The organism is Streptomyces sp. NPDC051136, from assembly GCF_044455745.1.
GTDB lineage: Bacteria > Actinomycetota > Actinomycetes > Streptomycetales > Streptomycetaceae > Streptomyces.
This window is the reverse complement of sequence record NZ_JBITFE010000006.1, coordinates 70,877-95,263: the sequence shown is the minus strand read 5'-3', so window position 1 is coordinate 95,263 and position 24,387 is coordinate 70,877. Positions and strand designations below refer to the sequence as shown.

At 71.1% G+C, this 24,387-nt stretch carries 21 protein-coding genes; all 21 read left to right on the top strand.

Annotated features, from left to right (window positions below; genetic code table 11):
* Nucleotides 1-150 precede the first annotated feature (150 nt).
* The 21 genes from nrtL (at nt 151) to atpA (ending at nt 24,380) form a co-directional block, all read left to right on the top strand.
* Nucleotides 151-1,338, top strand: a complete 1,188-nt coding sequence (gene nrtL / locus ACIBCJ_RS18355) for an ArgS-related anticodon-binding protein NrtL (protein ID WP_365979936.1) — start codon at nt 151-153, stop codon at nt 1,336-1,338.
* Between the two features lie 18 nt (nt 1,339-1,356).
* A complete protein-coding gene (lysA, locus tag ACIBCJ_RS18350; RefSeq protein WP_362102842.1) occupies nt 1,357-2,748 on the top strand; it encodes a diaminopimelate decarboxylase in 1,392 nt (463 codons plus the stop codon).
* A 168-nt stretch (nt 2,749-2,916) separates the two neighbouring features.
* The gene (locus ACIBCJ_RS18345) at nt 2,917-4,209 is read left to right on the top strand and encodes a homoserine dehydrogenase (protein WP_362102844.1); all 1,293 of its coding nucleotides are present in this window, start codon (nt 2,917-2,919) and stop codon (nt 4,207-4,209) included.
* 6 nt (nt 4,210-4,215) lie between these two features.
* Nucleotides 4,216-5,274, top strand: coding sequence for a threonine synthase (gene thrC, locus ACIBCJ_RS18340; RefSeq protein ID WP_365979935.1), 1,059 nt, complete (start codon nt 4,216-4,218; stop codon nt 5,272-5,274).
* Between the two features lie 315 nt (nt 5,275-5,589).
* Entirely contained in the window at nt 5,590-6,519 is a 930-nt protein-coding gene (gene thrB, locus ACIBCJ_RS18335) for a homoserine kinase (RefSeq protein WP_133887378.1), read from the top strand.
* Nucleotides 6,520-6,952: 433 nt separating this feature from the next.
* Nucleotides 6,953-9,043 carry a transcription termination factor Rho gene (gene rho, locus ACIBCJ_RS18330; protein ID WP_365979934.1) on the top strand — a complete coding sequence of 697 codons (2,091 nt, stop codon included), beginning with the start codon at nt 6,953-6,955 and terminating at the stop codon, nt 9,041-9,043.
* A 212-nt stretch (nt 9,044-9,255) separates the two neighbouring features.
* The gene (locus tag ACIBCJ_RS18325; RefSeq protein WP_365979933.1) at nt 9,256-11,049 is read left to right on the top strand and encodes a trypsin-like serine protease; all 1,794 of its coding nucleotides are present in this window, start codon (nt 9,256-9,258) and stop codon (nt 11,047-11,049) included.
* A 337-nt stretch (nt 11,050-11,386) separates the two neighbouring features.
* Nucleotides 11,387-12,532 (top strand): LCP family protein, encoded by a 1,146-nt coding sequence (locus ACIBCJ_RS18320; RefSeq protein ID WP_365979932.1) that lies wholly within the window; start codon nt 11,387-11,389, stop codon nt 12,530-12,532.
* A 124-nt stretch (nt 12,533-12,656) separates the two neighbouring features.
* Nucleotides 12,657-12,881 (top strand): 50S ribosomal protein L31, encoded by a 225-nt coding sequence (gene rpmE, locus ACIBCJ_RS18315; protein WP_030672379.1) that lies wholly within the window; start codon nt 12,657-12,659, stop codon nt 12,879-12,881.
* Between the two features lie 107 nt (nt 12,882-12,988).
* Nucleotides 12,989-14,065 carry a peptide chain release factor 1 gene (prfA, locus tag ACIBCJ_RS18310; RefSeq protein WP_362102856.1) on the top strand — a complete coding sequence of 359 codons (1,077 nt, stop codon included), beginning with the start codon at nt 12,989-12,991 and terminating at the stop codon, nt 14,063-14,065.
* 31 nt (nt 14,066-14,096) lie between these two features.
* Nucleotides 14,097-14,942 carry a peptide chain release factor N(5)-glutamine methyltransferase gene (prmC, locus tag ACIBCJ_RS18305; protein ID WP_362102858.1) on the top strand — a complete coding sequence of 282 codons (846 nt, stop codon included), beginning with the start codon at nt 14,097-14,099 and terminating at the stop codon, nt 14,940-14,942.
* Between the two features lie 56 nt (nt 14,943-14,998).
* Complete coding sequence (locus ACIBCJ_RS18300; RefSeq protein WP_133887384.1) at nt 14,999-15,646, top strand: L-threonylcarbamoyladenylate synthase; 648 nt, start codon at nt 14,999-15,001, stop codon at nt 15,644-15,646.
* Nucleotides 15,643-16,323: a protein-tyrosine-phosphatase gene (locus ACIBCJ_RS18295; RefSeq protein WP_362102861.1), complete on the top strand. Its 681-nt coding sequence runs from the start codon at nt 15,643-15,645 to the stop codon at nt 16,321-16,323. The genes ACIBCJ_RS18300 and ACIBCJ_RS18295 overlap by 4 nt, the downstream gene beginning before the upstream one ends.
* Before the next feature lie 86 nt (nt 16,324-16,409).
* A complete protein-coding gene (gene glyA, locus ACIBCJ_RS18290) occupies nt 16,410-17,666 on the top strand; it encodes a serine hydroxymethyltransferase (RefSeq protein WP_362102863.1) in 1,257 nt (418 codons plus the stop codon).
* A 143-nt stretch (nt 17,667-17,809) separates the two neighbouring features.
* Nucleotides 17,810-19,111 (top strand): MraY family glycosyltransferase, encoded by a 1,302-nt coding sequence (locus ACIBCJ_RS18285; RefSeq protein WP_362102865.1) that lies wholly within the window; start codon nt 17,810-17,812, stop codon nt 19,109-19,111.
* A gap of 303 nt (nt 19,112-19,414) precedes the next feature.
* A complete protein-coding gene (locus ACIBCJ_RS18280) occupies nt 19,415-19,849 on the top strand; it encodes a hypothetical protein (protein ID WP_030187255.1) in 435 nt (144 codons plus the stop codon).
* Between the two features lie 210 nt (nt 19,850-20,059).
* Nucleotides 20,060-20,899: a F0F1 ATP synthase subunit A gene (gene atpB / locus ACIBCJ_RS18275; RefSeq protein WP_166661807.1), complete on the top strand. Its 840-nt coding sequence runs from the start codon at nt 20,060-20,062 to the stop codon at nt 20,897-20,899.
* A 73-nt stretch (nt 20,900-20,972) separates the two neighbouring features.
* Nucleotides 20,973-21,197 (top strand): ATP synthase F0 subunit C, encoded by a 225-nt coding sequence (gene atpE / locus ACIBCJ_RS18270; RefSeq protein ID WP_030545783.1) that lies wholly within the window; start codon nt 20,973-20,975, stop codon nt 21,195-21,197.
* Between the two features lie 42 nt (nt 21,198-21,239).
* Nucleotides 21,240-21,800, top strand: a complete 561-nt coding sequence (locus ACIBCJ_RS18265) for a F0F1 ATP synthase subunit B (RefSeq protein ID WP_208298357.1) — start codon at nt 21,240-21,242, stop codon at nt 21,798-21,800.
* Entirely contained in the window at nt 21,797-22,612 is an 816-nt protein-coding gene (locus ACIBCJ_RS18260) for a F0F1 ATP synthase subunit delta (RefSeq protein ID WP_365979930.1), read from the top strand. Before ACIBCJ_RS18265 ends, ACIBCJ_RS18260 begins: the two co-directional genes overlap by 4 nt.
* Nucleotides 22,613-22,790: 178 nt before the next feature.
* Nucleotides 22,791-24,380, top strand: a complete 1,590-nt coding sequence (atpA, locus tag ACIBCJ_RS18255; RefSeq protein ID WP_362505355.1) for a F0F1 ATP synthase subunit alpha — start codon at nt 22,791-22,793, stop codon at nt 24,378-24,380.
* The last annotated feature ends 7 nt before the right edge of the window (nt 24,381-24,387 follow it).

Here is a 24,387-nt window from a genome sequence, read left to right as displayed (position 1 = left end):
GCCAATGTCCAATGACAGCGCCCGACGCCAGCGTCCAGCGCTGGGGGCGATTCTCCGGGACACCGATCCCCTTCCCCCGCCCCGTCCATATCCCGGGACTGCCGGGAATCGGTTCGCGTGCGCACCCCCCTCCTCCCATACGCTTGACCCGTGACCCCCGTAGAGCTCTCCCGCACCGTGCTGCACGCGGTGCGTCGCGCCGTCGACGCGGGGGAGCTGAGCGTGGTCGTGCCGTCGCGGGCCGTCGTCGCGCCGCCGGGGCCCGGGGGGTGCGGGGACTACGCGACCAACATCGCCCTCCAGCTGGCCCGGCCGGCCGGGCAGGCCCCGCTCCGGGTCGCCGAGGTGCTGCGGCCGTATCTCGCCGGGGCCGACGGGGTCACGGACGTCGTGCTCACCGGGCCGGGGTTCCTCAACATCAGTCTCGATGGTGCCGCCTCCGCCGCCCGGCTCGTCGGCGAGATCCTGAACCAGGGCACCCGGTACGGGTACGCCCAGTCCGGATACGCCCAGTCCGCCCACGGTGACGACGGGCCCGACGGTCACCGCGCCCGTATCGTCCAGCTGCACTGTCCCCGCGACCTCCGTGCCGTCGTCGTCGCCGAGGTGTCGGCGCGGCTCCTGCGCTCCCAGGGGGCGCCGGTGCGGGTGACCGCCGAGGGGTTCGATCCCGCCTGGACCACCACGCTCGGGGTGCGGGTCGACGCCGTCGGGACCGCTCGCGCAGGATCGCCCGTCAAGGTCCGGCCGGTGCGCGCCTCCGCTCCCGCCGAGTCGCCCGTCAACGTCCGGCCCGTGCCCGCCCCCGCCCCCGCCGAGCTGCCCGTCAACGTCCGGCCGGTGCCCGTCCCCGCATCCGCCTCCGCCGAGCTGCTCGCCCTCGGGCGTGACGCCGGACGGTGGGCCCTGTTGCACCCCGCGGCGCACGACCGGCCCCGGACCGGCGGCGAGCACCTCGTCCAGCGTGAGGGCAATCCCCTCTTCAGGGTGCGCTACGCCCACGCCCGTACCCGTGCCGCCGTTCGCAACGCCGCCGACCTCGGCTTCACCGCCCAAGCCGGCCCCCTCGCAGACGCAGCGCCGGAACTCCTCGCCGTACTCGCCGACCACCCCCGCGTCCTCGCCGCCGCCGCGGACCACCGTGCGCCCGACCGGCTCGCCCGGCATCTCGTCGCCGTCGCCGATGCCGCGCTGCCCTTCCTGCTCACCGTGCTGCCGCGCGGCGGGGAGAAACCCTCGGCCGCCCACCGTGCCCGGCTGGCCCTGGCCGAAGCCGTCGGGGCGGTGCTGGCCGGCGGCCTGTCCCTCCTCGGTATCGACGCACCCGACCACCTCTGAGAGAGCACAGAAGACGCCATGAGCCGTTCCGCACACCCCGCCGGGCCCCGTCACGCCGATGTCCTGCCCGAGGGGCACTACTCCGCCCCGGCGGACGATCTGAACGCCCTCGACCCCAAGGTCTGGGCCCACACCGTCGGACGGGACGCGGACGGTGTCGTCACCGTCGGCGGGATCGCCGTCACGCAGCTCGCCGAGGAGTACGGCACCCCCGCCTACATCCTCGACGAGGCCGACTTCCGCGACCGGGCGCGGGCCTGGCGCACCGCCTTCGGGAACGACGCCGACGTCTTCTACGCCGGGAAGGCCTTCCTGTCGCGGGCCGTGGTGCGGTGGCTGCACGAGGAGGGGCTGAACCTCGACGTGTGTTCCGCGGGGGAGCTGGCCACTGCCCTGTCCGCCGGGATGCCCGCCGAGCGGATCGCCTTCCACGGCAACAACAAGTCGCCGGAGGAGATCGAGCGGGCGGTGCGCGCCGGGGTCGGGCGGATCGTGATCGACTCGTTCCAGGAGATCGTGCGGGTCGCCCACATCGCCCAGTCGCTGGGCCGGCGGCAGCCGGTGCAGATCCGGATCACCGTCGGCGTCGAGGCGCACACGCACGAGTTCATCGCCACCGCCCACGAGGACCAGAAGTTCGGCATCCCGCTGGCCGGCGGACAGGCCGCCGAGGCCGTACGGCGGGCGCTTCAGCTCGACGGGCTCGAGGTCATCGGGATCCACTCGCACATCGGGTCGCAGATCTTCGACATGTCCGGGTTCGAGGTCGCCGCGCACCGCGTGGTGGGGCTGCTCAAGGACATCCGGGACGAGCACGGCGTCGAGCTGCCCGAGATCGACCTCGGGGGCGGCCTCGGCATCGCGTACACCAGTGCCGACGACCCCCGCGAGCCGCACGAGATCGCCAAGGCGCTGACCGAGATCGTGACGCGGGAGTGCGAGAGCGCCCGGCTGCGCACGCCGCGCATCTCCGTCGAGCCCGGGCGGGCCATCGTGGGGCCGACGGCGTTCACGCTCTACGAGGTCGGCACCGTCAAGCCCCTGGACGGGCTGCGGACGTACGTCTCGGTGGACGGGGGGATGTCGGACAACATCCGTACCGCGCTGTACGACGCCGAGTACAGCGTCGCCCTCGCCTCCCGCACCTCCGACGCCGAGCCGATGCTCGTGCGCGTCGTCGGCAAGCACTGCGAGAGCGGGGACATCGTGGTGAAGGACGCCTTCCTGCCGGGGGACCTGGCCCCCGGCGACCTCGTCGCCGTGGCGGCGACGGGGGCGTACTGCCGTTCCATGGCCAGCAACTACAACCACGCGCTGCGGCCGCCGGTCGTCGCCGTGCGGGACGGCGCGGCGCGGGTCATCGTCCGGCGGGAGACCGAGGACGATCTGCTGCGCCTCGACGTCGGGTGACACTCCGCGGGAGAGGCTGGGGGGAGAGGAGGGAACGGGCGAAGATTTTTCGGCCCGGTACCCGTCCGAAAATGAAATAAACGTCTCACGATCCGGACGAAAGGCAGAAAATCCCGTCCGGTGCGTGAGACTGGTCCAACCGTAGACGGTATGAGGAAACGAGGTCGGATGATGCGTACGCGTCCGCTGAAGGTGGCGCTGCTGGGCTGTGGAGTGGTCGGCTCAGAGGTGGCGCGCATCATGACGACGCACGGCGCCGACCTCGCCGCCCGGATCGGGGCCCCGGTGGAGCTCGCCGGTGTGGCCGTACGGCGGCCCGACAAGGTGCGTGAGGGGATCGACCCCGCCCTCGTCACCACCGACGCCACCGCCCTCGTCAAGCGGGGGGACATCGACGTCGTGGTGGAGGTCATCGGGGGGATCGAGCCCGCCCGTACGCTCATCACCACCGCCTTCGCGCACGGTGCCTCCGTGGTCTCCGCCAACAAGGCGCTCATCGCCCAGGACGGCGGCGCCCTGCACGCCGCCGCCGACGAGCACGGCAGGGACCTGTACTACGAGGCCGCCGTCGCCGGTGCCATCCCGCTGATCCGGCCGCTGCGCGAGTCGCTGGCCGGCGACAAGGTCGACCGGGTGCTCGGCATCGTCAACGGGACGACCAACTTCATCCTCGACGCCATGGACAGCACCGGCGCCGGGTACCAGGAGGCGCTCGACGAGGCCACCGCCCTCGGGTACGCCGAGGCCGACCCGACCGCGGACGTCGAGGGCTTCGACGCCGCCGCCAAGGCCGCCATCCTGGCCGGGATCGCCTTCCACACGCGCGTGCGCCTCGACGACGTCTACCGCGAGGGCATGACCGAGGTCACCGCCGCCGACTTCGCCTCCGCCAAGGAGATGGGCTGCACCATCAAGCTGCTCGCCATCTGCGAGCGGGCGGCCGACGGCGGCTCCGTCACCGCGCGCGTGCACCCCGCGATGATCCCGCTGAGCCATCCGCTGGCCAACGTGCGCGAGGCCTACAACGCCGTCTTCGTCGAGTCCGAGGCCGCCGGACAGCTCATGTTCTACGGGCCCGGCGCCGGCGGTTCGCCGACCGCGTCCGCCGTCCTCGGCGATCTGGTGGCCGTGTGCCGCAACCGGCTCGGCGGAGCCACCGGACCCGGCGAGTCCGCGTACGCCGCGCTGCCCGTCTCCCCGATGGGCGACGTCGTCACGCGCTACCACATCAGCCTCGACGTGGCCGACAAACCGGGCGTGCTCGCCCAGGTCGCGACCGTGTTCGCGGAGCACGGTGTCTCCATCGACACCGTGCGGCAGTCCGGCAAGGACGGCGAGGCATCCCTCGTCGTCGTCACCCACCGCGCGTCCGACGCCGCCCTCGGCGGTACCGTCGAGGCGCTGCGCAAGCTCGACACCGTGCGGGGTGTCGCCAGCATCATGCGGGTTGAAGGAGAGTAACCAGCAATGACCCACCAGTGGCGCGGAATCATCGAGGAGTACCGGGACCGGCTGCCCGTCTCCGACAGCACGCCCGTCGTGACGCTCCGCGAGGGCGGCACCCCGCTCGTGTCCGCGCAGGTGCTCTCCGAGCGCACGGGCTGCGAGGTCCACCTCAAGGTCGAGGGGGCGAACCCGACCGGGTCCTTCAAGGACCGCGGCATGACCATGGCCATCAGCAAGGCCAAGGAGGAGGGTGCGCAGGCCGTCATCTGCGCGTCCACCGGCAACACCTCCGCGAGTGCCGCCGCGTACGGCGTGCGCGCGGGCATGGTGTCCGCCGTGCTCGTGCCGCAGGGCAAGATCGCCCTCGGCAAGATGGGCCAGGCCCTGGTGCACGGCGCGAAGATCCTCCAGGTCGACGGCAACTTCGACGACTGCCTCACGCTGGCCCGGGCGCTCAGCGACAACTACCCGGTGGCCCTGGTCAATTCGGTCAACCCGGTGCGCATCGAGGGGCAGAAGACGGCCGCCTTCGAGATCGTGGACATGCTCGGCGACGCGCCCGACGTCCACGTCCTCCCGGTGGGCAACGCGGGCAACATCACCGCGTACTGGAAGGGCTACAAGGAGTACGCCGCCGACGGGGTCAGCACGAAGACGCCCCGCATGTGGGGTTTCCAGGCCTCCGGCAGCGCGCCGATCGTGCGCGGTGAGGTCGTCAAGGACCCGTCGACCATCGCCACCGCCATCCGGATCGGCAACCCCGCCTCCTGGGACTTCGCGCTGGCCGCGCGGGACGAGTCCGGCGGCGCCATCGACGAGGTGACGGACCGTGAGATCCTGCGCGCCTACCGGCTGTTGGCCTCCCAGGAGGGCGTCTTCGTGGAGCCCGCGTCCGCCGCGTCGGTGGCCGGTCTGCTGAAGGCCGCCGAGCAGGGCAAGGTCGACCCGGGGCAGCGCATCGTGTGCACCGTCACCGGCAACGGGCTCAAGGACCCGGACTGGGCCGTCGCGGGCGCCCCGCAGCCGGTCACCGTCCCGGTCGACGCGGCGACGGCGGCCGAGCGGCTCGGCCTGGTCTGAGGACCGCAGGCGACGGCGCCGGGGAAGGCGCCCGGCGTAAGAGGGCGTAAGCGACGCCCGGCCGGGAATGCCCAGTACGGGGGGTGCACGGGGGGCTTACGACACGCATCGTGCGCCTCCTGTGCGCCCTATGTCGCCACAGAACCTTCCTTCGATAGGCTGTACCTAATCCGCCTGCCGCATATGCCGCGGTGCCGCGCCGTCTCCGCGGTCGGTACGGGCCGGCCGTTCGACAGGAAGCGGCGAGCCCCAGGGCTCATGTACGTCATCGAATGTCATTCGACAGTCCCGCAGCTCAAGGAGAGTCATCGAGCGATGGCCGGTCCAGCGTTCCGCGCCGCCGCCGTCAGGGTGCGCGTCCCCGCCACCAGCGCCAATCTCGGTCCGGGCTTCGACGCCCTCGGCCTCGCGCTGGGTCTCTACGACGACGTGGTCGTCCGGGTGGCCGACTCCGGGCTGCACATCGACATCGCGGGTGAGGGCAGCGAGACCCTCCCGCGCGACGAGAAGCACCTCCTCGTCCGCTCCCTGCGCACCGCCTTCGACCTGCTCGGCGGACAGCCGCGCGGCCTGGAGATCGTCTGCGCCAACCGCATCCCGCACGGCCGCGGCCTCGGCTCCTCCTCCGCCGCCATCTGCGCCGGCATCGTCGCCGCGCGCGCGGTGACCATAGGCGGCGAGGCCCGCCTCGACGACGCAGCGCTGCTCGACCTCGCCACCGAGATCGAGGGTCACCCGGACAACGTGGCGGCCTGTCTGCTGGGCGGTTTCACCCTGTCCTGGATGGAGTCCGGCGCCGCCCGGGCGATCAGGATGGAGCCCTCCGATTCCATCGTTCCGGTGGTTTTCGTGCCCGGGAAGCCGGTACTGACCCAGACCGCGCGCGGACTGCTCCCGCGTCACGTCCCGCACGTCGACGCCGCCGCCAACGCCGGCCGCGCCGCGCTGCTCGTCGAGGCCCTCACCCGGCGCCCCGAGCTGCTGCTGCCGGCCACCGAGGACCGTCTCCACCAGGAGTACCGGGCGCCGGCCATGCCGGAGAGCGCGGCGCTGGTGGAGAGGCTGCGCGGCGACGGCATCCCGGCGGTGATCTCGGGTGCCGGACCCACGGTGATGGCCCTGGCCGACGCCGACACGGCCGACAAGGTCGAGGCGCTGGCCGGGACGGACTGGGCGGCCAATCGGCTGAGTCTGGACGGGCAGGGCGCGAGTGTCCTGCCGCTGGCGACATCCGGCGACATTTAGACGCGCGAGCGGTTGCCGGATTTCGAGAGGGGGAATGTTTGTTGGATCCGGTAGTGTTAACCTCAAGTCTGCACCCGACCCCACCATGGCGAGGTGCCTCGTGTCCCCGTCCGGGACAGACATTCTTCCGGGAGCCCCCCAAGCCGCATCGTGCAGTGGATGTCGTACGTGATCAGTACGGCCGACACGGGCATTGAGCGGCCCGCCGGTGGGGGTCACCCCCCGCTGGGGGAGTTTCGGAACCGGTGCGACCACGCCGCATGACACAGATACCGGGTGCCACGGCTAGGGGAAGCGCCATCACCAGATATCTCTTCCGCCGTTCAGGCGGACCACCGCCCCGGCACGGTTCGCACAGCAAGGACCGAAGCCGGACAGCACAACCGGTCGCCGAGCCAGACAGGCCGACGTCCGCTCCAGGGAAGGACCCTTCGTGAGCGACACCACCGATCTGATGGGCGCACGTGTCGAGGAGACCGCTGCCGCGCCCGCCACGGACGCCTCCGCGCCTGCCGCCGGTGCCGGCTCCCGGCGGCGCCGCGGTACCGGCCTCGAGGGCATGGTGCTGGCCGAGCTGCAGCAGGTCGCATCCGGCCTCGGCATCAGGGGCACCGCGCGGATGCGCAAGAGCCAGCTGATCGAGGTCATCAAGGAGGCGCAGGCCGCGGGGGGAGCCCCCGCCAAGGCCGCGTCCGCCGCGGACACCGCCGGCGAGACCAAGCCGAAGCGCCGCAGCACCTCCCGGGCCCGTACGGGCGACGAGGCCCCCGCCGAGAAGGCGGAGAAGGCCGGCAAGGCCGACAAGAAGGCGGACAAGGCGACCGCCGACAAGGCCGCCGCCCAGCAGCAGATCGAGATCCCCGGTCAGCCGTCCCCCAAGGTCAACGCCTCGGCCGAGCAGACCGCCCCCGCCGACGACGCCCCCGCCGAGCGCCGTCGTCGCCGGGCCACCGCCGACGCGGGCAGCCCGTCCGCCGCCACCGAGACGGTGGCCGTCGACACCCGCGGCGAGGCGAAGGCCGACGCGTCGGCCCAGCAGTCGCAGCAGCAGGGCCAGGGCGACGCGCGTTCCGACGGCGAGGGCGGCGAGGGCCGACGCCGCGACCGCGGCCGTGACCGCAACGACCGCGGCGACCGCAATGACCGGGGCGACCGCGGTGACCGCGGCCGTGACCGGCGCGGCAAGGGCGACGACCAGCAGAGCCAGGGCGGCGGTCGCCAGGACCGTCAGCAGCAGGGCGGCGGACGCCAGGACCGCCAGCAGCACGACGACGGCTTCGACGACGACGGCGGCGGCCGCCGCGGCCGCCGGGGCCGCTACCGCGACCGCCGGGGCCGTCGCGGGCGCGACGAGATCGCCTCGGAGCCGCAGATCAACGAGGACGACGTCCTCATCCCGGTCGCCGGCATCCTCGACATCCTCGACAACTACGCGTTCATCCGGACCTCCGGCTACCTGCCCGGCCCCAACGACGTGTACGTCTCCCTCGCCCAGGTCCGCAAGAACGGCCTGCGCAAGGGCGACCACCTCACCGGTGCCGTGCGCCAGCCCAAGGAGGGCGAGCGCCGCGAGAAGTTCAACGCGCTGGTGCGCCTGGACTCGGTCAACGGCATGGCGCCCGAACACGGCCGCGGACGCCCGGAGTTCAACAAGCTCACCCCGCTGTACCCGCAGGACCGCCTCCGTCTGGAGACGGACCCCGGCGTCCTCACCACCCGCATCATCGACCTCGTCGCGCCGATCGGTAAGGGCCAGCGCGGTCTGATCGTGGCCCCGCCGAAGACCGGCAAGACCATGATCATGCAGGCGATCGCCAACGCGATCACGCACAACAACCCCGAGTGCCACCTGATGGTCGTCCTGGTCGACGAGCGTCCGGAAGAGGTCACCGACATGCAGCGGTCGGTGAAGGGCGAGGTCATCTCCTCGACCTTCGACCGTCCGGCCGAGGACCACACCACGGTCGCCGAGCTGGCCATCGAGCGTGCCAAGCGCCTGGTGGAGCTGGGTCACGACGTCGTCGTGCTGCTCGACTCGATCACGCGTCTGGGCCGTGCGTACAACCTCGCCGCCCCGGCCTCCGGCCGCATCCTGTCCGGTGGTGTCGACTCGACCGCCCTGTACCCGCCGAAGCGCTTCTTCGGTGCGGCCCGCAACATCGAGGACGGCGGTTCGCTGACCATCCTCGCCACCGCCCTGGTGGACACCGGGTCCCGCATGGACGAGGTCATCTTCGAGGAGTTCAAGGGCACCGGCAACGCCGAGCTCAAGCTCGACCGGAAGCTCGCCGACAAGCGCATCTTCCCCGCGGTGGACGTCGACGCGTCCGGCACCCGCAAGGAGGAGATCCTGCTCGGCAACGAGGAGCTCGCCGTCACCTGGAAGCTGCGCCGGGTGCTGCACGCCCTCGACCAGCAGCAGGCGATCGAGCTGCTCCTCGACAAGATGAAGCAGACCAAGTCGAACGTCGAGTTCCTGATGCAGATCCAGAAGACGACGCCGACGCCCGGCAACGGCGACTGAGTCACCGCCGGCCGGTCAGCGGCACGGAAGTCCCGCTTCGTCACTCGTGACGGGGCGGGACTTCTGACGTACGGGGCTTGTAGGATCAGCGCACCGCGGTGGGGGGGAACGTGTTTTCGGATACGCCCACAGGGTGATCAGTGCTGCCTTCACGGGCCCGCACCCATGGGCTGTTCTCTCCTGTCCGCGTCTATCCGCGACAGGAGACCTGAGTGACATCTACCCCCCGAAGAGCCCGGCTGGCTCTTCCCGCGGCCACCGCCGCACTCGCCCTGTCGGGCGCGGTCCTCGCGGCCGCCCCCGCCCAGGCCTCCGGCGGGGCTCCCGTCCCGCCCCGGCCGGCCGTCACCGAACGGCCCGCCGCCGCGTCCCCCGCCGAGCTGACGCGGCGTGTCCAGGACTCCGGAGCCGCCCTCCAGGACGGCACCGCGACCGCCCCCGGCACGCGGCCCGAGGCCGGCGAGAGCGCCGAGGCCCCGTCCGGCCGGATCGACCCGAAGATCATCGGCGGCAAGGCCGCCACGTTCTCCGAGGCGCCGTGGATGGTGCAGCTGCACTACTACGACGACCAGGGCACCGACGACCCCGACGACGACGAGGGCTACTTCTGCGGCGGCACCCTGGTGGCCCCGGCGAAGGTCCTGACCGCCGCGCACTGCGTGTACGGCCTGGACTGGACGGACAAGGGAGCCGTCCTCGCCGGCACCGCCCAGCTGCCCGACGGCGACGACCTGCACGGCGGCCGGGTCGCCGGCGTGTACCGCCAGTGGGTCAACCCCACGTACCGGCCGAGCAACACCTCGGGCGGCGACCTCGCGGTGCTCACGCTGACCGAGGCGCTGCCGTACAAGACGCTCCGGACGACGACGAGCGGCGACACCGCCTCGTACGCCAACGGGACCCCGGCGACGGTGTACGGCTGGGGGCGCACCAGCTCCACCAGCCAGGACATCTCGCCGACCCTCAGGAAGGCGACCGTGCCGATGCGCTCGGACGCCCCCTGCACCTCGTACTGGGGCCCGGACTTCGTGCCCGGCCAGATGGCCTGCGCCGGCGACCCGGCCAGCGGCCAGGACGCCGGTACGGTCTCCGCGTGCAACGGCGACTCCGGCGGTCCGCTGGTCGTCAACGGGCGGATCGCCGGTGTGGTGTCCTGGGGCGTCAAGGACTGCGTCGCCTTGGGCGCCTACAGCGTCTACGCCAAGACCAGCTCCTACGTCGGTGAGGTCAACGCCCGCGTCGACGACACGGACCTCGACTTCGACGGCCGGGCGGACCTGTTCGCCCGCACCCCCGGCGGCAAGGGGTACGAGTACTACTCGCTCGGCGACCAGTGGCCCTATCTGGGCAAGCGCCTCGCGCTGAGCGGTGACTGGAGCGGGTGGGGCCTGGTGCGCCAGGGCGACCTGGACCGCGACTTCTACCAGGACTACGTGTACCGCACGTCCGGCGGTGTGCTGTACACGCTCGCCTTCAACGGGGTCGACCGCTACGAGTCGATCCGCGTCGGCGGCGGCTGGAACGTGATGAAGGACATCCGCGTCCCGGGCGACCTCTCCGGGGACGCCCTGCCCGACCTGGTGGCCAAGGACAAGGACGGCGTCCTGTGGCTCTACCCGGGCAAGGGCGACGGCACGTTCGGCAGCCGCGTGCGGATCGGCGGCGGCTGGGCCTCGTACACGATCACCGGCAAGGGCGACTACAACCGCGACGGCAGGGCCGACCTGCTGGCGCGGGACGGATCGGGCGTCCTGTGGCTGTACCCGGGCACCGGGAAGGCCGCGCCGGCGCTCGGCAGCCGGGTCAAGGTCGGCGGCGGCTGGTCCGTCTACGGCGCCTTCGCCACCGCCGGTGACACCACCGGTGACGGCAGGCCCGACCTGCTGACCCGCGACTCCTCCGGGGTGATGTGGCTGTACAAGGGCACCGGCAAGTCGGGCACGGCCACGTTCAAGGCCCGCACCCGCGTCGGGGCCGGCTGGAACGCGTTCGACCTGTTCGGCTGAGAACGGCGCCAGGGGCCGCCTCCGCTTCGGGGGCGGCCCCTTCGTCATGCGCCCGCCTGCGACCTTCGCCACACGCGCCGTCCCGGCGGGCGCCCCGGCGCGGCGGGGCCGGGGCCCGCCGACGCGCAGGTCAGCGAGGCGAAGGACCGCACGGTGAATACGCTCCGTCACCGTTTCCGCACCGGGTCGCCACAGTCCGTTGTGCAACCCTGTCCCGAGTTCCCCTCGTCCCCGTCACGGGGGGACCATGGTGAGGCAGCGGCCCCGACACCGACGGAGCCGGCCGACCCGACCCCGACCCCAGGGGGTAACCGACCGGACGAACACCGAGGAGCCCATGTCCGCCGAGAGCACGCCGGATCCCGCGGTACCCGACCCCGGCAGGTCCCGCACCGGACCCGGCCACCGGGGCAAGGGCCGACGCCGCAAGCCCAGAGCCAAGCGGCGCAAGGCCCTGCTCGTCGCGGCCTGGAGCGCCGCCGGCATCGTCGTCCTGGGCGGCACCGGAGCGGGAGTCCTGTACTTCAAGCTCAACGGCAACCTGACGAGCGTCGACATCGACCAGGCACTCGGCGCCGACCGGCCCGAGAAGACCGACAACGGCTCCGAGAACATCCTGGTCCTCGGCTCCGACACCCGCTCGGGCGGGAACAAGAAGCTCGGCGGCGGCACCGACGACGGCACCGCCCGCTCGGACACGGCGATGATCGTGCACGTCCACAACGGCCACAAGAGCGCCAGCGTGGTCTCCATCCCGCGCGACACCCTCGTCGACCGCCCCGACTGCACCGGCACCGACGGCGCCGAGCACCCCGCGGCCTCGGACGTCATGTTCAACTCCGCGTACTCCACCGGCGGCGCCGCCTGCGCCGTGAAGACCGTCGAGTCGGTCAGCGGCCTGCGCATGGACCACTACCTGGAAGTCGACTTCAGCGGCTTCCAGAACCTCATCGACGACCTCGGCGGCGTCCAGGTCAGCACCACCGAGGACATCAAGGACCCCGACAGCCACCTCGACCTCACGGCCGGCACCCACCGGCTCGACGGCGAGCAGGCGCTCGGCCTGGTCCGCACCCGGCACGGCGTCGGCGACGGCTCCGACCTCGGCCGCATCCAGCTCCAGCAGGCCTTCGTCAAGGCCCTGGTCGACCAGGTCAAGGACGTCGGCCTGCTCGGCAACCCCAAGAAGCTGTACGACATCGCCGACACCGCCACCAAGACCGTGACCACCGACTCCGACCTGGGCTCGGTGAACTCCCTGATGTCCTTCGCGACCGGCCTGAAGGGGATCGGCCCCGACAAGATGCACATGGTCACCATGCCGGTGGTCTACGACCCCGCCGACGCCAACCGCGTCCTGGTCGAGAAGGACAAGGCCCAGCAGGTCTGGACGGCCCTGAGGAACGACCGTCCGATCCCGAAGTCGGCCACCGAGGGCACGGCCACGGGCGAGGCCGACGGCGTCGTCGGCGCCGGGGAATAGATCCCGCCGCCCCCCGGTTTTGGGAGATGACGCCGGTCCTGGCAGACTGGTACGTCGGCTCCGGTTCACGCTCCCGCATCCCGCGGCTGCGACCCGGCGCCCTCCCGGAACAGTAGGAGACACCTTGAAGCGCGACATCCACCCCGAGTACGTCGAGACGCAGGTCAGCTGCACCTGTGGCGCGTCGTTCACCACCCGCAGCACCATTCAGTCCGGCACCATCCGGGCCGAGGTCTGCTCCGAGTGCCACCCGTTCTACACGGGCAAGCAGAAGATCCTCGACACCGGTGGCCGCGTGGCCCGCTTCGAGGCCCGCTTCGGCAAGGCTGCCGCCGGCTCCAAGAAGTAGCGAGCCCCCAACCGCCGGTCCACGGCCGCATCCCCTCCCCGGGGAGCGCCGGGACCGGCGTTTTTGGTCGCCCGCCTTCCCTTCCCACGCAGTAGCAGGAGCCCAAGATGTTCGAGGCCGTCGAGGAACTCGTCGCCGAGCACGCCGACCTGGAGAAGAAGCTCGCCGACCCGTCGGTCTTCGCCGACCAGGCGAACGCGCGCAAGCTGAACAAGCGGTACGCCGAGCTGACCCCGATCGTCGCCACGTTCCGCTCCTGGAAGCAGACGGGCGACGACATCGAGACCGCGCGCGAGTTCGCCGCCGACGACCCGGACTTCGCCGCCGAGGTCAAGGAGCTGGACAAGCAGCGCGAGCAGCTCACCGAGAAGCTGCGTCTGCTGCTCGTCCCGCGCGACCCCAGCGACGACAAGGACGTCATCCTCGAGATCAAGGCCGGCGCCGGCGGCGACGAGTCCGCGCTCTTCGCGGGCGACCTGCTGCGCATGTACCTGCGCTACGCCGAGCGGATCGGCTGGAAGACCGAGATCATCGACGCCACCGAGTCCGAGCTGGGCGGCTACAAGGACGTCCAGGTCGCCGTGAAGACCAAGGGCGGCCAGGGCGCCACCGAGCCCGGGCAGGGCGTCTGGGCGCGCCTGAAGTACGAGGGCGGCGTGCACCGCGTGCAGCGGGTCCCCGCGACCGAGTCCCAGGGCCGGATCCACACCTCCGCGGCCGGCGTGCTGGTCACGCCCGAGGCCGAGGAGATCGACGTCGAGATCAACCCGAACGACCTGCGCATCGACGTCTACCGCTCCTCAGGACCCGGCGGCCAGTCCGTCAACACCACCGACTCCGCGGTGCGCATCACGCACCTGCCGACCGGAGTCGTCGCCTCCTGCCAGAACGAGAAGAGCCAGCTTCAGAACAAGGAGCAGGCGATGCGTATCCTGCGCTCCAGGCTGCTCGCGGCGGCGCAGGAGGAGGCGGAGAAGGAGGCCGCGGACGCCCGGCGCAGCCAGGTCCGCACCGTCGACCGCTCCGAGAAGATCCGCACGTACAACTTCCCGGAGAACCGCATCTCGGACCACCGCGTCGGCTTCAAGGCGTACAACCTGGACCAGGTCCTGGACGGCGACCTCGACTCGGTGATCCAGGCCTGCGTCGACGCGGACTCGGCGGCCAAGCTCGCCGCCGCGTAAGCCCCCCCGTACGACAGCCCGGAGGACCAGCGTGAACCTGCTGCTCATGGAGGTGGCCCAGGCCACCCAGCGGCTGGCCGACGCCGGCGTGCCCTCGCCGCGCACCGACGCGGAGGAGCTCGCCGCGCACCTGCACGGCGTCAAGCGGGGTGAGCTGCACACCGTGCCGGACGCGGACTTCGACGCCCGGTACTGGGAGGTCGTCGCCCGCCGCGAGGCGCGTGAACCGCTCCAGCACATCACCGGCCGCGCCTACTTCCGCTACCTGGAGCTCCAGGTGGGCCCCGGCGTCTTCGTGCCCCGTCCCGAGACCGAGTCGGTCGTCGGCTGGGCCATAGACGCCGTGCGGGCCATGGACGTCGTGGAGCCCTGCATCGTCGACCTGTGCACCGGCTCCGGAGCCATCGCGCTCGCCCTCGCCCAGGAGGTGCCGCGCTCGCGCGTGCACGCCGTGGAGCTGTCCGAGGACGCCCTGGTGTGGACCCGCAAGAACATGGAGGGGTCCAGGGTCGATCTGCGCCAGGGCGACGCCCTGAGCGCCTTCCCCGACCTCGACGGCCAGGTCGACCTGGTCGTCTCCAACCCGCCGTACATCCCGCTCACCGAGTGGGAGTACGTCGCCCCCGAGGCCCGCGACCACGACCCGGAGCTGGCCCTGTTCTCCGGCGAGGACGGCCTCGACCTCATCCGCGGCCTGGAGCGCACCGCGCACCGCCTGCTGCGCCCCGGCGGAGTGGTCGTCGTCGAGCACGCCGACACCCAGGGCGGCCAGGTGCCGTGGATCTTCACCGAGGAGCGGGGCTGGGCCGACGCGGCCGACCACCCCGACCTCAACAACCGGCCCAGGTTCGCGACCGCCCGCAAGGCACTGCCGTGAGCGACCGCACCCCGCTGACTTCGACCCCGCAGTACGTGTACGAGGAGGCCCGCTAAATGGCACGGCGTTACGACACCAATGACGCGACCGACCGAGTGACCGGTCTGCGCGAGGCCGCCTCCGCCGTCCGCCGGGGCGAGCTCGTCGTGCTGCCGACCGACACCGTGTACGGCATCGGCGCCGACGCCTTCACCGCGGAGGCCGTCGGCGACCTGCTGGAGGCCAAGGGACGGGGCCGCAACATGCCCTCCCCGGTCCTCATCGGCTCGCCCAACACCCTGCACGGCCTCGTCACGGACTTCTCCGAGATGGCCTGGGAACTGGTCGACGCCTTCTGGCCCGGTGCGCTGACGCTGGTCGCCAAGCACCAGCCGTCGCTGCAGTGGGACCTCGGCGACACCCGGGGCACCGTCGCCGTCCGCATGCCGCTGCACCCGGTCGCCATCGAGCTGCTCACCGAGGTCGGCCCGATGGCCGTCTCCTCCGCCAACCTGACCGGCCACCCGTCCCCCGAGGACTGCGACGCGGCCCAGCAGATGCTCGGCGACTCCGTCTCCGTCTACCTCGACGGCGGCCCCACGCCCGGCAACGTCCCGTCGTCCATCGTCGACGTCACCCGCGAGGTGCCGGTCCTGCTGCGCGCGGGAGCGCTGTCGGCGGAGGAACTGCGCAAGGTGGTACCCGACCTCGAGGTGGCGAATTGACGGCCCCTGAGACGGGGCGTGGCATAGGCAACCCGGAACGCGCCGCGGAGATCACGACCACGTTCGTCGGACTGCCGCGCGACAGCTTCCGCATCCTCCACGTCAGCACCGGAAACGTCTGCCGCTCGCCCATCACCGAGCGGCTGACCCGGCACGCGGTGAAGGAGCGGCTCGGCGTCCTGGGCGGCGGCCTGATCGTGGAGAGCGCCGGCACCTGGGGCCACGAGGGCGCCCCCATGGAGGCGAACGCCGAGACGGTCCTCGCGGACTTCGGCGCAGACCCGGCCGGGTTCACCGGGCGCGAGCTGCTCGACGAGCACGTCATCCGCGCGGACCTGGTGCTCACCGCCACCCGGGACCACCGGGCCCAGGTCATCTCCATGGGCCACTCGGCGGGCCTGCGCACCTTCACCCTCAAGGAGTTCACCCGCCTGGTGAACGCCATCGACCCGGCCACCCTGCCGCCCCTGGAGGACGGCGTGGTGACCCGGGCCCGTGCCCTGGTCCGCGCCGCGGCCGCGCTGCGCGGGTGGCTCCTCGCCCCCACGGTGGAGGCGGACGAGGTGTACGACCCGTACGGCGCACCGCTGCCGTTCTTCCGCTCGATCGGCGACGAGATACACCAGGCCCTGGACCCGGTCGTGACCGCGCTGACCGGGGTGCCCGCGCGGACGTAGCGCGCCGCCCGGGCACGCCGGGCGCCTTCGCCGCGGCGGGCCTACATTGGTCGTACGTCACCGTCGACGCACGCCCGGAGCGCACCATGTCGGTCACCCACGACATCATCGAGGCCGATGACAGCTCGCTCGGAGTCCTGCCGCGCCAGGATCCCGAGCTGGCCGAGATCCTGTTCGCGGAAGGCCGCCGGCAGGCGACGACGCTTCAGCTGACCGCCGCCGAGAACTTCACGTCCCCCGCCGTGCTGGCCGCCCTCGGCTCGCCCCTGGCCAACAAGTACGCGGAGGGCTATCCCGGCGCCCGCCACCACGGCGGCTGCGAGATCGTGGACGTCGCGGAGCGGCTGGCCGCGCAGCGGGCCCAGGACCTCTTCGGCGCCGAGCACGCCAACGTGCAGCCGCACTCCGGCTCCTCCGCCGTGCTGGCCGCCTACGCCGCCCTCCTGCGCCCCGGTGACACCGTCCTCGCCCTCGGGCTGCCCCACGGCGGTCACCTCACCCACGGCTCGCCCGCGAACTTCTCCGGCCGCTGGTTCGACTTCGTCGGCTACGGCGTGGACGCGGAGACCGGGCTGACCGACCACGACCAGGTGCGTGCCCTGGCCCGCGCCCGCCGGCCGAAGGCGATCGTCTGCGGCTCCATCGCCTACCCCCGCCACCTCGACTACGCGGCCTTCCGCGACATCGCCGACGAGGTGGGCGCCTACCTCATCGCCGACGCCGCCCACCCGATCGGGCTGGTCGCCGGGGGAGCGGCGCCCAGCCCGGTGCCGTACGCCGACATCGTGTGCGCCACCACCCACAAGGTGCTGCGCGGACCCCGCGGCGGCATGATCCTGTGCGGAAGCGAACTCGCCGAGCGGGTCGACCGGGCCGTCTTCCCGTTCACCCAGGGCGGTGCCCAGATGCACACCGTCGCCGCCAAGGCGGTCGCCTTCGGGGAGGCGGCGACCCCCGCCTTCGCCGCCTACGCCCACCAGGTGGTCGCCAACGCCCGGGCGCTCGCCGCCCACCTGGCCGCCGAGGGCCTGGTCGTCACCACCGGCGGCACCGACACCCACCTGCTCACCGCCGACCCCGCCCCGCTCGGCGTCGACGGGAAGACCGCCAGGGGGCGGCTCGCGGCCGCCGGGATCGTCCTGGACTGCTGCGCCCTGCCGCACGGCGACGCCCGCGGCCTGCGCCTTGGCACGGCCGCCGTGACCACGCAGGGCATGGGGGAGCGGGAGATGCGGGCGGTGGCCACCCTGCTCGCCGGAGTGCTGCGCGGCACCACGGACCCGGCCGCGGCACGGGCCGACGTACGGGACCTGACCGCGCAGTTCCCGCCCTACCCGGACTGAGGACGGGTAGGCGTACCGGCGTACCCGGCCACCCGTGCAACCATCGTCGGTACCCGGAAGTCCTCCACCGTATGCGTCGCATCGCCGAGCGCATCGTTAGGGTGTGGGGTTGAGGATGGCCAGCGAGACCTGTGGGGAAGCCCGTGCGTGAATACCTGCTGACGCTCTGCATCACGGCCGCGGTGACGTATCTGCTGACAGGGCCGGTACGGAAGTTCGCGATCGTGGCGGGAGCGATGCCGGAGATCCGGGCACGCGACGTGCACCGGGAGCCCACTCCGCGTCTCGGCGGGATCGCCATGTTCTTCGGGCTGTGCGCCGGCCTGCTGGTCGCCGACCACCTCACCAACCTCCACGAGGTCTTCGAGAAGTCCAACGAACCGCGGGCCCTGCTGTCCGGGGCCGCCCTGATCTGGCTGATCGGCGTCCTGGACGACAAGTTCGAGATCGACGCCCTGATCAAGCTGGGCGGCCAGATGATCGCCGCCGGTGTCATGGTGGTGCAGGGCCTGACCATTCTGTGGATCCCGCTGCCGGGCGTCGGCACGGTGGCGCTCACCCAGTGGCAGGGCACCCTGCTGACGGTGGCGCTGGTCGTCATCACCATCAACGCGGTCAACTTCGTGGACGGCCTGGACGGACTCGCGGCGGGCATGGTGTGCATCGCGGCGGCGGCGTTCTTCATGTACGCCTACCGGATCTGGTACTCGTACGGCATCGAGGCCGCCGCCCCGGCCTCGCTCTTCGCCGCCATCCTGATGGGCATGTGCCTCGGCTTCCTGCCGCACAACATGCACCCCGCCCGGATCTTCATGGGCGACTCCGGCTCCATGCTGATCGGCCTCGTGCTGGCGGCCGGCGCCATCTCCGTCACGGGTCAGGTCGACCCGGACGTGATGAAGCTGTTCTCCGGTTCCGAGCGCAACGCCGTGCACCAGATGGTGCCGGTCTACATCCCGCTGCTGATGCCGCTGACCATCATCGCCATCCCGGCCGCCGACCTGATCCTGGCGATCGTGCGCCGCACCTGGCGCGGCCAGTCGCCGTTCGCCGCGGACCGGGGGCACCTGCACCACCGGCTGCTGGAGATCGGCCACTCGCACAGCCGCGCGGTGCTGATCATGTACTTCTTCTCGGCGCTGATCGCCTTCGGCGCGCTCGCCTACTCCGTGAACGCGGCGTCGATGTGGATCGTGCTGAGCGTCGTCTTCCTCAGCGCGATCGGCCTGGTCCTGCTCCTGCTGCCGCGCTTCACCCCGCGCGCCCCCCGCTGGGCCGAGGGCTTCGTGCCGCCGCGCTACCGGCGCCGCCGGGCGGCCGCCGTCGGCGGGGCCGAGGGGGAGGCCGTCGCGGAGGTCGCGGACGAGGAGCGGGTCCCCGTCACCGTGGGCGTCTCGGGCGTCAACGGGGCGACCGCCGTCGGGTCCCGCACGCGGACCAGGTGAAAATGAGTGTGCAGTGCACGCGTCCCGTGGGCCGACGGGCCGGGTGGCAAAGCGCCCCATTACCAGACAAGTTGGCGCGGTGTTTGCACAGACGCGCACAGTCACTCTCATGTGTGACAGCAAGCACACCCACAGGTAAAGACCTCATCAAATAGTTTGTGATACGGTTCACGAGTAATCCCGGGGTAGAGCCCAAGGACCGTAGTGCGACGGTCTCTTGAGTGTGCGGACACCCTCCGACCCGGGGATACGCTCGTCCATGACGACACCTGCCCCCTGTGTGTTGAAAGCGGAGTTGCCGCCATGCCGTCCAATGACGTCCGGATCCTGCTTCAGGCTGCCGTGCCCACGGCTGCCGTCGGCGCTGTCGCCGCCGTCGTCAGCGCCGTGGTCGCCGGCGGCAAGGGCGCGGTCGGAGCCGTCGTCGCGACCGTGGTGGCGATGCTCTTCATGGGGATCGGCCTCTACGTCCTCCAGCGCACCGCCAAATCGCTTCCGCACCTCTTCCAGGCGATGGGCCTGATGCTCTACGCGGCACAGATCCTGCTGCTGTTCGTCTTCCTCGCCGCGTTCAAGAACACGACGCTGTTCAACCCCCGGTCCTTCGCGATCACTTTGGTCGCCGTCACGCTCGCGTGGATCGCCGCGCAGACGCGCGCGCACATGAAGGCCAAGATCCTCTACGTCGAGCCCGAACCTAAGGGCGAAAAGCCCGAAAAGACGGGCCACTCGTCGTGAGGGGTAGGGCCGGGATAAAGAGGCATGTGAAGTCCTGCTATCGTCCGGTGCCAACTGCGGCATCGCGGGCGCGGGCATCTCGGCTGACGCCTGCTGAATCGCGAGGCGAGATGCCCCCCAGCCGCCCCCACACCCGAAACACCAGTCCCGTGCCGAACAGCGGTTACGCGCCGCGCCGACACAACGAGGTTGCCGTACCCATGCGCCACGATGAAGGAGCCCGCGGTGAGTGCTGACCCGACGCAGGTGCTCGCCTTCGAGACCGACTGCCACCTGTTCGACGGGTGTGGCTTCCCGGCTCCCGGCCTGCACTCGTTCCTCTTCGAGCCGCTCTGGGGCAACGCAGACGGCAACGGCATGTACTTCAACAAGCCGATGCTGCTCGCCCTGCTCGGCTCGCTCGTCATCGTGGGCTTCTTCTGGGCCGCCTTCAACAAGCCGAAGGTTGTCCCGGGCAAGCTCCAGATGGTCGCCGAGGCCGGATACGACTTCATCCGCCGCGGCGTGGTCTACGAGACCATCGGCAAGAAGGAAGGCGAGAAGTACGTCCCGCTCGTCGTGACGCTCTTCTTCTTCATCTGGATGATGAACCTCTGGTCGGTCATCCCGGTCGCCCAGTTCCCGGTGACGTCGATCATCGCCTACCCCGCGGGCATGGCCGCGATCGTCTACATCCTGTGGGTCTCGCTGACCTTCAAGCGCCACGGCTTCGTCGGCTTCTTCAAGAACGTCACCGGCTACGACAAGTCGCTCGGCCCGGTGCTGCCGCTGGCCATGACGATCGAGTTCTTCTCGAACCTCATCGTCCGCCCCTTCACCCACGCCGTCCGGCTCTTCGCGAACATGTTCGCGGGCCACACGCTGCTGCTCCTCTTCACGATCGCCAGCTGGTACATGCTGAACGGCATCGGCATCGCCTACGCGGGCGTCTCGTTCGTGATGACGATCATCATGACGGCCTTCGAGCTCTTCATCCAGGCCGTGCAGGCTTACGTGTTCGTGCTGCTGACCTGCACCTACATCCAGGGCGCGCTCGCCGAGCACCACTGAGTCCGTCCCGCACCACACCCCAGCCGTCCGGTGGCCAACCCCCACCGGTCCGTAAAGAGAAGGAAGAACTGGCATGTCCCAGACCCTTGCTGCCGTCGAAGGTTCGCTCAGCTCCGTCGGTTACGGCCTGGCCGCCATTGGCCCCGGCGTCGGCGTCGGCATCATCTTCGGTAACGGCACCCAGGCCCTCGCCCGCCAGCCCGAGGCGGCCGGCCTGATCCGCGCCAACCAGATCCTGGGCTTCGCGTTCTGTGAGGCGCTCGCCCTCATCGGTCTCGTCATGCCCTTCGTCTACTAAGACGAAGACTGACGACCGACCCTTTCGACGAAAGGCATTGATGTGACTTCCGCCCTGGTTTTCCTGGCGGCTGAGGGTGAGAAGGAGAACCCCCTCATCCCGCCGTGGCCCGAGCTGGTCATCGGCCTGATCGCCTTCGTCATCGTCTTCGGCTTCCTCGCCAAGAAGCTCCTCCCGAACATCAACAAGGTTCTGGAGCAGCGTCGCGAGGCCATCGAGGGCGGTATCGAGAAGGCCGAGGCCGCGCAGACCGAGGCCCAGAGCGTCCTCGAGCAGTACAAGGCCCAGCTCGCCGAGGCCCGGCACGAGGCCGCGCGCCTGCGTCAGGAGGCGCAGGAGCAGGGCGCCACGCTCATCGCCGAGATGCGCGCGGAAGGCCAGCGGCAGCGTGAGGAGATCATCGCCGCCGGTCACGCCCAGATCCAGGCCGACCGCAAGGCCGCCGCGTCCGCGCTGCGTCAGGACGTCGGACAGCTGGCGACCCAGCTGGCCGGCAAGCTGGTCGGCGAGTCCCTGGAGGACCACGCCCGCCAGAGCCGTGTGATCGACCGGTTCCTGGACGAGCTGGACGACAAGGCGACGAAGGCAGAGGCAACCCGATGAACGGAGCGAGCCGCGAGGCCCTGGCGGCCGCGCGCGAGCGTCTCGACGCGCTGACGGACTCCACGTCCGTGGACGCCGGCTCGCTCGCCGACGAGCTGGCCGCCGTCACCGCGCTGCTCCACCGCGAGGTGTCGCTGCGTCGGGTCCTCACCGACCCGGCGCAGGCGGGCGAGGCCAAGGCCGAGCTCGCCCAGCGTCTCCTCGGCACCCAGGTCAGCGGCCAGGCCGTCGACCTGGTGGCCGGCATGGTGCGCTCCCGCTGGTCGCAGTCCCGCGACCTGGTGGACGCGCTGGAGGAGCTGGCGAACACCGCCGACCTCACCGCCGCGCAGAAGCGGGGCCGGCTCGACAACGTGGAGGACGAGCTGTTCCGGTTCGGCCGGATCGTCTCCTCCAACACCGAGCTGCGCGCCGCGCTCACCAATCGGTCGGCCACCACCGCGGCCAAGGGCGAGCTGCTGCGCAGCCTGCTCGGCGGCCGGGCGGAGCGGACCACCGAGCGTCTGGTGACGCGCCTTGTCACCGCGCCGCGGGGACGTAGCCTGGAGTCGGGACTCGAGTCCCTGTCCAAGCTCGCCGCCGACCGGCGGGACCGGATGGTCGCCGTGGTCACCTCGGCGGTGCCGCTGAGCGCCACGCAGAAGCAGCGCCTCGGCGCGGCCCTCGCGAAGGTCTACGGCCGTCCGATGCACCTGAACCTCGACGTGGACCCCGAGGTTCTCGGCGGAATCCGGGTGCAGGTCGGCGACGAGGTCATCAACGGCTCCATCGCGGACCGCCTGGAGGACGCCGGCCGCCGGCTGGCGAGCTGAGCCTCACGCGATGCACGTCGCTACAACAGCACAGCAGTAACAGAGCAGTAGCAGTACGTACTTACGACGGCCCTGGTTGGGCCGTGCAGAGGATTCACCTCTCATTGGGGGGAGTCCCGACTCGTGGAATACCCCCCAAGTGAAACTTCGGGCCCAACAAGGAGAGCAGGGAACTCAGATGGCGGAGCTCACGATCCGGCCGGAGGAGATCCGGGACGCACTGGAGAACTTCGTCCAGTCGTACAAGCCGGACGCGGCCTCGCGCGAGGAGGTCGGTACGGTCACCCTTGCCGGCGACGGCATCGCGAAGGTCGAGGGCCTGCCCTCGGCCATGGCCAACGAACTGCTGAAGTTCGAGGACGGCACCCTCGGCCTCGCCCTCAACCTCGAGGAGCGCGAGATCGGTGCCATCGTCCTCGGTGAGTTCAGCGGCATCGAGGAGGGGCAGCCGGTCTCGCGTACCGGTGAGGTCCTCTCCGTGGCCGTCGGCGAGGGCTACCTCGGCCGCGTCGTCGACCCGCTCGGCAACCCGATCGACGGCCTCGGCGAGATCGAGACCAGCGGTCGCCGCGCCCTCGAGCTGCAGGCCCCCACGGTCATGCAGCGCAAGTCGGTGCACGAGCCGATGGAGACCGGCTACAAGGCCGTCGACGCCATGACCCCGATCGGCCGCGGTCAGCGTCAGCTGATCATCGGCGACCGGCAGACCGGCAAGACCGCGCTGGCCGTCGACACGATCATCAACCAGCGCGACAACTGGCGCACCGGCGACCCGAACAAGCAGGTCCGCTGCATCTACGTCGCCATCGGCCAGAAGGGCTCCACCATCGCGTCCGTGCGCGGTGCGCTGGAGGAGAACGGCGCGCTGGAGTACACGACCATCGTGGCCGCCCCGGCGTCCGACCCGGCCGGCTTCAAGTACCTGGCGCCGTACACCGGCTCGGCCATCGGCCAGCAGTGGATGTACGAGGGCAAGCACGTCCTGATCATCTTCGACGACCTGTCGAAGCAGGCCGACGCCTACCGCGCCGTGTCGCTGCTGCTGCGCCGCCCGCCGGGCCGCGAGGCCTACCCGGGTGACGTCTTCTACCTGCACTCCCGTCTGCTGGAGCGTTGCGCGAAGCTCTCCGACGCCGAGGGCGCCGGCTCGATGACCGGTCTGCCGATCGTCGAGACCAAGGCCAACGACGTGTCGGCGTTCATCCCGACCAACGTCATCTCCATCACCGACGGCCAGTGCTTCCTGGAGTCCGACCTGTTCAACGCCGGTCAGCGTCCGGCCCTGAACGTCGGTATCTCGGTCTCCCGCGTCGGTGGCTCGGCCCAGCACAAGGCCATGAAGCAGGTCTCCGGCCGACTGCGCGTGGACCTCGCCCAGTTCCGCGAGCTGGAGGCGTTCGCCGCCTTCGGTTCCGACCTGGACGCCGCGTCGAAGTCGCAGCTGGAGCGCGGTCAGCGCATGGTCGAGCTGCTGAAGCAGGACCAGTACCAGCCGATGGCCACCGAGGACCAGGTCGTCTCCGTCTGGGCCGGCACCACCGGCAAGATGGACGAGGTTCCCGTCAACGACATCCGCCGCTTCGAGAAGGAGCTGATCGAGTACCTGCACCGCCAGGAGCAGGGCCTCATGACCTCCATCCGCGAGGGCGGCAAGATGTCCGACGACACCCTGCAGGCCGTCGGCGAGGCGATCGCGGCGTTCAAGAAGCAGTTCGAGACCTCGGACGGCAAGCTGCTCGGCGAGGACGCCCCGTCCGTCGCCAAGTGACGTAAGG